Source organism: Saccharothrix hoggarensis, assembly GCF_042678885.1.
In the GTDB taxonomy this organism is placed as follows: Bacteria; Actinomycetota; Actinomycetes; order Mycobacteriales; family Pseudonocardiaceae; genus Actinosynnema; species Actinosynnema hoggarensis.
The window spans coordinates 1-10,161 of record NZ_JBHTLK010000243.1 but is presented as its reverse complement, the minus strand read 5'-3'; the positions used below and the strand labels follow the sequence as shown (position 1 = coordinate 10,161).

Below are 10,161 nucleotides of genomic sequence, written 5' to 3'. Positions count from 1 at the left end.
CCTCGGGCTGCTCGGCGCGCTGGGCGCGGGAGCGGTGGTCGTGCCGCTCGACCCGGAGGACCCGCCGGCCAGGCAACGGCTGCTGCTCGACGCGGTGGACGCCGACGTGGACGTGGTGCTGTGCGACGACACCGCGACGACCGCGCCGCACGTCCGGCGCGTCCCGCTGGACCAGGTCGCCGCCGCGTCGGGCGACCTGTCGTCCCCGGCGCCGGTGGACGCCGCCGCGGTCGTCTTCACCCCCGGCACGGCGCGCGGACCCGCCGGCGTGGTCCTGTCGCACGGCGCGCTGGCGGACCTGCTGCGGTCGCCGCACCTCCTAGCCGCGACGGGCCGCGAGCGCGTGGCCCTCACCGCGACCGGCGAAGGGCTGTGGGAACAGCTGACGTGGCTGGTCGCCGGGCACGAGCTGCACGTCGTGCCGGACGTGTCCGCCGCGGTGGCGGGCCGTGCGGTCGACGTGGTGCGCCTGACCGTGCCGCAGGCGCGGCGGCTGCTCGACGTCGGCGCGCTCGACGACGCCCGCGTCGTGGTGCTCCTGGAAGGCGGGACGGTGCCCGTCGACGTGTGGCGCGGCGTGGCTCGGGCCGCGGGCGTCCGCGAGGCGTGGGCGCTCTACGGCACTCCGGAGGGCGGTGTCGACGCGCTGACCTGCCGGCTGTCCGACAGCGCCACGCCCGTGGCGGGCAGGCCGCGACCGGGCCGGGTCGTCCGCGTGCTGGACGAGGCGGGCCCGCCGGTGCCGGACGGCGAGGTCGGCGAGGTCTACCTCGGCGGGCACCGGACCGTCGGCCACGTCGGCGCGTCCGACCGGTTCGTCGCGGACCCGTTCGGCCCGAACCTCGGGGACCGCCTGTGCCGCACCGGGGACCTCGGCCGGTTCACCGCCGACGGCGTGGTCGAGCTGGTCGGCCGCGCGGACCGGCGCACGCTGGTCGGGGGCCGCCTCGCGGACCCGGCGGAGGTCGAGGCCGAGCTGACCGCGCACCCGCGCGTGCGGGACGCCGCGGTCACCGTGCGGGACGACCGTTTCGTCGCGACCGTCGTGCCCGAGGAAGGCGACCACGCCGAGGTGTCGCTGCTCGACGCCGCCGACGAGCCCCTGCCCGAGCCGCAGCTGCGGGACTGGGTGGAGGGGACCGTCGACCGGCTCCGCGCGCTGCACCCGAAACGGGTGCTGGAACTCGGCGCGGGAACCGGACTGGTCCTGCGCGCGCTGGTGGAGGACGGGCACGTCGAGCACTACCTGGCGACGGACCACTCCACCGCCGCCACGGCGCAACTCGCCGAGATCGCCGACGCGCTGAAGCCCTCGGGCGCCGTCATCGAGGTCGTCCGGGCCGACGCGCTCGCCGCCCTCGCGGACGCCGGCACGGGCTACGACCTCGTGGTGGTCAACTCGGTGGCGCGGCACTTCCCGTCCACGCGGTACCTGGACGAGGTGGTCGCGGCGTCGGTCCGGGTGCTGGCGCCGGGCGGGCACCTGTTCCTCGGCGACCTGCGCAACGCCGAGCTGCTGGACGCCGCGGCCCACCTCAAGCACCACCTCCGCGGCGGCCCCGACGTCACGCCCGAGGAGGTGTCCCGGCTGGCCGCGCAGGAGCTGAGGGCGGACGGGGAGCTGGCCGTGTCGCCCGCGCACCTGGCCGGGTTCGGCGCGCGGTGGCGGCGGTTCACTGCGGTGGAGATCGCGCCCCGGCGGGGCGAGTTCCCCAACGAGGTGACGCTGTTCCGCTACGACGCCGTGCTGCACCTGGGCTGCGCGCTGCCCGACGCCGACGTCGAGTGGGAACCGGGCGAGGGCGCGACGCTGCGCGCCGTCGAACGGCGGCTGACCGGACCGCGCCGGGCGTTCGGACTGCGGGGCGTGCGCAACGCCCGGTTGGCCGAGGCCGCCCACGTGCTGCGCGCGTGCGGCGTGCGGGCCGAGGACGACACCTCGCCGGGACTCGACCCGCAGGCGTTGTGGCGGCTCGGCGGGCGGCACGACTGGCACGTGCGGGTGAGCTGGGCGTCGGCCGACCCCACCGGCGCGTACGACGTGTCGTTCCTGCCCGAGGCGGACCACTACGCGCTGGCCGACCCGCTGCCGCGGACCCACCGGCCCGCCGCCGGCCGGACCGTGCTGTTCCCGCCGGCGGTCGAGGCGGGGCTGCGCGACGAGCTGCGGGCCGCCCTGGCCGACCGGCTGCCCGCCGCACTGGTGCCGGCGGACGTGGTGCTCGCGGAGAGGATCGAGGAGACCGACGGTGGCAGGTGACGTGGTGATCCCGGCGTCGTCGGCGCAGAAGCGCTTCCGGCTGCTGCACGAGCTGGCCGACCACCCGGGCGCGCTCACCCTCCCGGTGGCGTTCGAGCTGCACGGCGACGTGGACGTGGACCGGCTGGACGCGGCCGTCGCCGCCGTGGTGGCCCGGCACGAGGCCCTGCGCACGACGTTCGAGGAGGTCGACGGCCTGCTGCACCAGCGGATCGCGGACCGGCGCGCGGGGCTGGAGTACCTCGACCTGTGCGACGAGCGGGGGATCGACCTCGACGCGGCGGTGCGGGTGTTCCTGGAGGACAACGACACCCGGCCGTTCGACCTGGTCGCCGGACCGGTGTTCGGCGTGCGGCTGGTCCGGCTGGAGCCGCGGCGGTGGCTGTTCCTGCTCGCCGCGCACCACATCGCGGTGGACGCCTGGTCGCTGCACGTGGTGCTGCGGGAGATCGGCGAGCGGTACGCCGAGCCCGACGCGGCGCCGGCGGCCCGGCAGTACCGGGAGGCCGTGGCCGAGGAGGAGAGGTGGGGCCGCACGGCCGAGGCGGACGCCGAGGTCGCGCACTGGCGTGACGTGCTGGCCGGCGCGCCCGAGCCCGTGCCGCTGCCGGGCTCGCCGCGCCGCCCGCCCCGCCGGACGTACGTGATCGACCAGGTCCCGATCCCGGTCGACGGACGGGTCGCGGCGGCGTTGGACGAGGTCGCCGTGCGGTCCCGCGCCTCCCGCTTCGCCGTGCTGCTGGCCGCGCTGGCGCGGTTCTGGGAGCGCACGACCGGCAGCGGGGACCTCGTCGTCGGCACGCCCGCCGGCGGTCGGGCGAGTCGGGCCGACGAGACCGTGGTCGGTCCGATGATCAACACCGTGCTGCTGCGACCCCGCACCGACGCCGCCGTGCCGTTCGACGAGGCCGTGCGGCGGGCGCGGGACGTGACGTTCGACGCGCTGGACCACGGCCGGGCGCCGTTCGACCGGGTGGTGTCCGCGCTCGCGCCCCGGCGCGACCCGTCGCACTCGCCGTTGTGCCAGGTCATGCTGATCACCCAGCGGGGACTGGCGGGCTCGCTGTCGCTGCCGGGGGTCGAGGTCCGGTTCCTGCCGCGGCCCGCGCAGCGCACCTCCGACCTCGACCTGACCTTCATCGTGGACGTGGAGGCGGCGGGCGCGGACGCGGTCCTGGAGTACGCGACGGACCTGTACTCGGAGGCGGAGGCGGCCGACATCGCCCGGGGGTTCGCGGACGTGCTCGCCGAATCGCTGCTCACCGACACGCCCGCCGACGTGCCTGCGGGCTTCCCGCCCACGAGTGACGTGCGCGGCGGGCCGCGACACCGCCACGAGGAGCCGATCGGACCGGCCGCCGTGGCGGCGCTGCGGAACCTCGCCGGTGACGCGTCACCCCTCGCCGTGGCACTGGCGGCCGTCGACGTCCTGCTGGCGCGGCACGACGGCGGGTCCGACGCCGAGGTCGGGGCGCTGCTGGACGGCGTGCCGCCGCGCGCGGTCCGGCCACGCCTCGACGACGACCCGACGTTCCGCGACGCGGTCGGCCGCCCGCTCGCCGCGCTGGCCGACGCGCACCGCGGCGCCGGCTTCGGCGTCGCGATCACCACCGAGGCCGGGTGCGCGCGGGACGACGCGGACGTCGTGGTCGCGCTCGTGCTCGACGACCGGCCGCGGTTCGAGTGGACCTACGACGCCGACCGGTTCGACCCGGCCGCGGTCGAAGGGCCGGCCGCGCGGCTGACCGTGCTGCTCGGCTCGCTGCTAGCCGCGCCGGACCGCCCGGTGTCCGAGGCCAACCTGCTCCCCGCCGCCGAGCGGGAAGCGGTGCTGCGCGCCGCGCGCGGACCGGTCGTGCCGATCCCCGAAGGCGGTGTCGTGCCGATGATCGCGCCCGCCGCCGCCCGGAACCCGGACCGCCCGGCCGTCCGCTGCGGCACGGAGACCCTGACGTACCGGGAGCTGGACGCCGCCGCCGACGACCTCGCCGGACGGCTGGTCGCCGGGCAGGTCGGGCCCGGCGAGGTGGTCGGCCTGTGCCTGGACCGGTCCGCGTCGGCGGTGGTCGCGATCCTGGCGATCCTGCGGGCGGGCGCCGTGTACGCGCCGCTCGACCCCGACCTCCCCGCGGCTCGGATGGCCCGGCTCGTCGCCAACGCCGGCATCCGGTTCGCGGTGACGTCGGCGGACCTGTGGGACCGCGTCCCGACCCCGGTGGCAGTGCTGGTCGACTCCACCGAGGCGCCGGCCGCGGCACTGCCCACCGCGACACCGGCCGCGGCACCGCCCACCGCGACACCGGTCGCGGCACCGCCCACCGCGGCACCGCCCACCGCGACTCCCGCACCGGACGACCTGGCGTACGTGATCCACACCAGCGGCTCGACCGGTGAGCCGAAGGGCGTCGCGGTCGAGCACCGCAACCTGGCCAACCTGGTCGTCCCGCTGATCGCGCACATCGGCCTGACCGGCGACGACGTGGTGCTGGCGGCGGCGCGGTTCTCGTTCGACATGTCCATCTTCGAGCTGTTCGCACCGCTGGTCGCCGGCGCGTGCCTGGTCCTGGCCGAGACGGGCGTGGCAGGCGACCCGGACCGCCTGCGCGCCCTGATCGAGACCTCCGGCGCGACGGTGATGCAGGCGACGCCGTCGTCCTGGCAGAACCTCCTCGACGCCGGGTGGCCCGGCAGCCCCGCGTTGCGCGCGCTCTGCGGCGGCGAGCCGTTGACCGACGCGCTCGCCGCCCGGCTCGCGGCGCGGGTCGGGACGCTGTGGAACATCTACGGCCCGACCGAGACCACGGTCTGGTCGACGTGCGACCGCGTCGACCCCGCGGACCCCGTCGTCACGATCGGCGTGCCGCTGGCCAACACCAGCTGCTACGTGGTCGACGGGCGCTCGCGGCCGGTGCCGCCGGGCGTGACGGGGGAGCTGTGCGTCGCGGGCGGCGGTGTCGCGCGCGGCTACCTGGGACGGCCCGAGCTGACGGCGGAACGCTTCGCGGAGGACGTGGTCGGCGGCGCCGGCCGGTGGTACCGGACGGGCGACCTCGCCCGGTTGCGCCCGGACGGGCGGTTCGAGCTGCTGGGCCGGATGGACCGCCAGGTCAAGCTGCGCGGGTACCGCATCGAGCTGGGCGAGGTGGAGGCCGTGCTGGGCCGCCACCCCGGGGTGCGGCAGGTCGCCGTCGTCGTCGCGGGCGACGACCCCGCGCGCCGCCACCTGGCCGCCTACGTCGTCGGCGACGCCGACCACGGCGAGCTGCGCGCCGCGGCGGCCGAGCACCTGCCGTCGTACATGGTCCCGTCCCGCTTCTTCACGCTTGACGCGATGCCGTTGTCGCCGAACGGTAAGCTCGACCACGCCGCGCTCAAAAGTCCACAGTGGACCGTCCGTGGGCCGTCCGGGCCGTTGCCGCGCACCGAGACCGAACGGCGGGTGGCGGAGGTGTGGCGTGAGGTGCTGGGCGTGCCCGACGTGCGGCTCACCGACGACTTCCTGGACCTGGGCGGCCATTCCCTGTCCGCCACGATGCTGATGGCCCGGCTGAACGAGCTGTTTGCAGTACGCTTGCCGATGCGTGCGCCGTTCGAGGCGTCGACCCCCGCTGGCCTGGTGGCGCTGATCCACGCCACGACCGAGGAGAGCAGAACCGCATGAAAGCCCCTCTTCCGGTGCGGATCGTGGTGGACAACCCCCGGATCAGGCCGGTTCTGCTGTGGTCGTTCCTGGCGCGCCTGCCGCTCGGCATGGTGTTCGAGGCGCTGCTGTTCGGCGTGCAGAAGGCGACCGGTTCGCTCCAGCTCGCGGGCGTGGTGACGGCGACCGCCGCCGTCAGCACCGCGGTCGGCGCGCCCGTGCAGGGCCGCATGCTCGACCGGTACGACAAGAAGGTCGTGGTCCGCTGGTTCGCCGTGGCGCAGGTGCTGACCCTGGCCGTGCTGAGCTTCGTGACCGCGACCGACCGCCTCCCCGGCGCGGTGCTGATCGCGCTGGCCGTCGCGGTGGGCTTCACGATCCCCGCGCTGTCGGCCATGACCCGGCTCGTGCTGAAGAACGGCACGCCGGCGGGCGACCTCAACGCCGCGTTCAGCCTGGACGCGACCACGCTGGAGTTCATCTTCATCATCGGACCGGCGCTCGCCGCGTGGGGTGTCGTCGCGGCCGGCCCGTCGGTGGTGTTCGGGGCCAGCGCGGTCTGCGTGCTCCTCGGCACCGCCTTCTTCCTGTACACCACCGATCCCACCTGGTTCCGGACCGGCGCCGCCGACGAGACCGAGGCCGAGGCCGAGGAGAACGGCGGCAGGAAGGGCCGCCGCAAGCGCGTCCTGCCCGGTCGCGCGGTCGCGTGGTTCGTGCCGTCGATCGTGCTGTGCGCCATCCCGCTCGGCGTGGTGGAGGCTGGTCTCATCCAGCTGACCGTCGAGCGCGGCGACTCGATCGCGCCGGTCGGCATCGGGCTGTCGTTGCTCGGCGTCGGCAGCCTGGTGGGCGGCCTGGTGTTCGCCGCGGTGCGCTGGAACGCGAAGCTGAGCGTGCAGTTCGTGCTGTTGTCCGTGGCGCACTTCGGCATCCTCGCGGTGCTCATCACCCGGCCGAACTACGTGGTGGCCGGGGTCGTCCTGGTGCTGGCCGGGTTGTTCGTGGTGCCGCTGCTGAGCCTGACGAGCCAGCTGCTCGACCGGCTCAGCCCGCCGGAGGCCTGGGCGGAGTCGCAGAGCTGGGGCGGCGCGGGCAACACCGCGGGGTCCGCCATCGGGCTCACGCTCGGCGGTGTGGTCGCCGGCGCGAGCGGGTCGTTCACCGGGTTCGTGGTCGCGACGGTGATCGCCGTCGTCGGCATCGTGGTCGCGCTGCCCGCGTTCCGCGGCGGCCAGGACCTCAGGGGCACCGTCGTCGTGGAGAAGGTGGAGCAGCCGTGATCGGTGTGAACGAGGACGTCCTGGTGCGGTTGGCCGGCCCGGAGGAGCCAGAGCTGGAGCTGGTCGTGTTCCCGGGCGCGGGCGCCGGCCCCAGCGCGGTCGTGGCGTGGCGCGACCTGGTGCCGCCGACCTGGCGGCTGAGCGCGGTCTGCCTGCCCGGTCGCGGCGCGCGCTTCGGCGAGCCCGTGTTCGAGGAACCCGGCCGCATCGCCGACGAGGAGGTCGCCGCGCTCGCGGGCGTCGACCGGCCGGTGGTGTTCGCCGGGCACAGCATCGGGGCGCTGTGGGCGCTGGAGACCGCGACCAGGGTGCCGCCGGCGCTGCTGGTCACGGCCGCCTGCCAGGCGCCGCCGCCGGGCGGCACCGTCCCCACGTTCGAGGCGTCCGAGGAGGACGACCGCGAGTTCATCCGCGACCTGCTGGTGGCGCTCGGCGTCACCGACGAGGACACGCTGGACGAGCTGGTGGACATCTCGGTGCCGGTGCTGCGGGCGGACATCGACCTGGCCGCGCGCTGGGCCGCGCCCGATGTCCGCCTCGCCTGCCCGATCCTGTCGTTCTACGGCACGGAGGACCCCACACCCTCGGTGCCGTGGTCGGACTACACCGCCACCGCCGACGTGGTCACCGTTCCCGGCGACCACTACTTCTTCCAGGACTCCGCGCCCGCGGTCGTCGCGGAGCTGACGGCGCGCGTCGCCCGGTGACCGCCGCCTAGGAGACGGCCATCATCCGTTCCAGGTGCCGCGGGTTCCGCTGCACGGCCTGGGCGACGTAGTTCTTGCGCAGCAACTCGTGCAGGTCGGGCCCGAGCTGGTTGGCGACGGGGTGGTCGCGCCAGGTCAGCGCGTGCCTGGTGCTGGGCGCGGACTTGAGCGGGATGCGCACGACCCCCGGCACGGGCGTCCGCGCCGGCGGGGCGATGTCGATCGCCGTCGTCATCCGCAGCAGGTCGTCGATCAGTTCCGTCGAGTCGACGTGGTGCACGAACCGCAACGTCACCGACTGCTCGGCGAAGATCCGCACGACGAGGTCGTACAGGTCCTCGACGGGCGCGATGAGGTCGAAGTCCCGCAGGTCGGCGATGTCGAGGACGGCGCGCTTGGCCAGCGGGTGGTGCTCGCCGAGGTAGGCCCACACCGAGTCGTGCGCGATGTCCTGGCTGTGCAGGCCGGTCAGGTCCAGCTCCAGCCGGGTCGTCACCCCGTACCAGGTCTGCCAGACCAGGAAGTCGACCTCGCCCCGGCGCAGGTCCTCCAGCCCCAGCGTGGTGGACCGGTAGTGCCGGGGTTCCCACTGCAGCAACGGTTCCAGCGCCGTGATCCGGTCCCACACCGTCGCCGGGTTGGTCCGGTAGAACCCGACCCGCAGCGGGCGGCGGAGGTCGTCGCGCCGCCGGTCGCTGGGCTGGGCCACCTCCCGCTGCGTGGTCTCCCAGATCCGGTCGATGACCGTGACCGCCTCCAGCACCGCCTTTCCCGATTCGGTCAGCGCCACGGTGGTCGTGGTGCGGTCGAGCAGCTTGTTGCGGAGCGAGCGCTCCAACCTCCGGATCCGCTGGGACACCGCCGACACGGAGACGTGAAGGCGCTTCGACGCCCTGGTGAAAGACCTTTCTTCGGCGACCACCCGAAATGTGCGCAGATCAACCCAATTCACGAATCCCCCAATTCTGTGAAGCTTGGCGCCTTCGACCATAGCACCGCCGCACGAGCGCGCGCCGCCCTTTCGGGGACCGCTCCCCGCGAGCTCGCGGGGGAGTGCGCGGGCGAGCCGGGAGAGCCTGTGACGTGTGCCACGTCGTCCCACGTAACGGCTCCGGCGGGCGGAAACCGGTGGTAGGGCGTCTGTCGGTGTCACTGCGGAACCCCGATTCGACGTCAGGTCGGGCACGGTCGCGGGCGGCGGGGCGTCCCCTGCGCGCGGCACGGCCGCCGTCCGGTGCCGAACCGCATTGTGTCGACCTCGGCGCCGAGTCGCGAACGTTTATCGGTTTGCCATTGCGGCTTGTGCCCGTCGTCCGGAAATAACCGACCGAGAACTCCTCCCGGTCGCTTTCCGCGATGGTTCGGGGTCCGATGTGTCCCGCCAGCGGGAATGCGGGAGCGTCGATCGCGGGCGTCGCGCCGCACCCGTCCCCGCGATCGGGTGTCGATCGACGCCCTCCGGGTACGAGTGGGGGTGACGAGGAGGTGCAGTAGTGCTCGAAGAGAAACTCCGCACGTCCATCGACGTCGTGGTCAGCGTGATCGAGGCGGCCGGCGCCTGCGTCATCGTGGTGGGCGCGGTGTGGGCGGTGGTCCGCTTCCTGATCGCCGGCGTCCGCGACCGCGACGCGGCGGCGTTCACGTCCGTGCGCCTGACGCTCGGCAGGTTCCTGGCCCTCGGGTTGGAGTTCCTGCTGGCCGCGGACATCCTGGAGACGGCGGTTGCGCCGACGTTCGAGGAGATCGGGAAGCTCGCGGCGATCGCGGCCATCCGGACGGCGCTGAACTACTTCCTGCGCCACGAGATCGAGCAGGAGCAGCGGGCGGTGGAGCGCGACGGCGGGGCGCGGGCGTCCGCGCGCCCGGACGGTGGCGACGGGTGACCGCCAGAACTGTCCACAATGGACTAGGGGTCACTCCGGGCGGATCGAGAACGCCCTGGGGTACTTCCGGCCCGGTGACGGCGCGGGCGAACCGGTGAACGACACCGGCGTCCCGGTCGGCAGCATGGCGCGGCCTTCGGGCAGCTCGTCGCGCGAGGCGAACCACGAGCCGCCGCGGCTGTCGGTGATGAACCCGTGCGGCTGCCCGGCGCGCCAGCCGGTCACCGTCCCGCGACGGCGGCCGCGCGGCGAGCCGACGGGAGAGGCCACCGCGCCGTTCGACCGCACGAACGGCCGTCGCAGCGGGTAGTCCTCGCGGTCGGCGGGCGCGAACAGGGTGTCGAACGCGGGCGTGACGGTGGCCGCCGCGCGCAACGGCGCCGCGGTA

6 protein-coding genes and 1 pseudogene are annotated in these 10,161 nt (G+C 74.8%); 5 read left to right on the top strand and 2 right to left on the bottom strand.

What is annotated here, in order from left to right; genetic code table 11:
- The 4 genes from ACFQ3T_RS30520 to ACFQ3T_RS30505 all read left to right on the top strand — a co-directional run.
- A partial coding sequence (locus ACFQ3T_RS30520; protein ID WP_380728535.1) for an AMP-binding protein occupies positions 1-2,260 on the top strand: 2,260 nt, incomplete at its 5' end.
- A complete protein-coding gene (locus tag ACFQ3T_RS30515) occupies positions 2,250-5,921 on the top strand; it encodes a non-ribosomal peptide synthetase (protein WP_380728533.1) in 3,672 nt (1,223 codons plus the stop codon). The genes ACFQ3T_RS30520 and ACFQ3T_RS30515, both read left to right, overlap by 11 nt.
- The gene (locus ACFQ3T_RS30510; RefSeq protein ID WP_380728531.1) at positions 5,918-7,183 is read left to right on the top strand and encodes an MFS transporter; all 1,266 of its coding nucleotides are present in this window, start codon (positions 5,918-5,920) and stop codon (positions 7,181-7,183) included. The genes ACFQ3T_RS30515 and ACFQ3T_RS30510 overlap by 4 nt, the downstream gene beginning before the upstream one ends.
- Positions 7,180-7,890 carry a thioesterase II family protein gene (locus ACFQ3T_RS30505; RefSeq protein ID WP_380728529.1) on the top strand — a complete coding sequence of 237 codons (711 nt, stop codon included), beginning with the start codon at positions 7,180-7,182 and terminating at the stop codon, positions 7,888-7,890. The genes ACFQ3T_RS30510 and ACFQ3T_RS30505 overlap by 4 nt, the downstream gene beginning before the upstream one ends.
- A 7-nt stretch (positions 7,891-7,897) precedes the next feature.
- Here ACFQ3T_RS30505 and ACFQ3T_RS30500 read toward each other — a convergent pair whose 3' ends face one another.
- On the bottom strand, positions 7,898-8,881 hold the full coding sequence (locus tag ACFQ3T_RS30500) for a LysR family transcriptional regulator (RefSeq protein ID WP_380728527.1): 984 nt from the start codon (positions 8,879-8,881) through the stop codon (positions 7,898-7,900).
- 502 nt (positions 8,882-9,383) lie between these two features.
- On the opposite strand from ACFQ3T_RS30500, the gene ACFQ3T_RS30495 reads away from it, so the two are divergent.
- Complete coding sequence (locus ACFQ3T_RS30495) at positions 9,384-9,773, top strand: DUF1622 domain-containing protein (protein ID WP_380728525.1); 390 nt, start codon at positions 9,384-9,386, stop codon at positions 9,771-9,773.
- 30 nt (positions 9,774-9,803) lie between these two features.
- Here the strand turns inward: ACFQ3T_RS30495 and ACFQ3T_RS30490 are convergent.
- Positions 9,804-10,161 (bottom strand): annotated as a pseudogene (locus ACFQ3T_RS30490) (NYN domain-containing protein); the annotation flags it as partial.

What these genes read in the sequence shown, in the direction of transcription:
- ACFQ3T_RS30510 (WP_380728531.1), top strand. Translation starts at nt 5,918, where the DNA reads ATGAAAGCCCCTCTTCCGGTGCGGATCGTGGTGGACAACCCCCGGATC.
- ACFQ3T_RS30500 (WP_380728527.1), bottom strand. Translation starts at nt 8,881, where the DNA reads ATGGTCGAAGGCGCCAAGCTTCACAGAATTGGGGGATTCGTGAATTGG.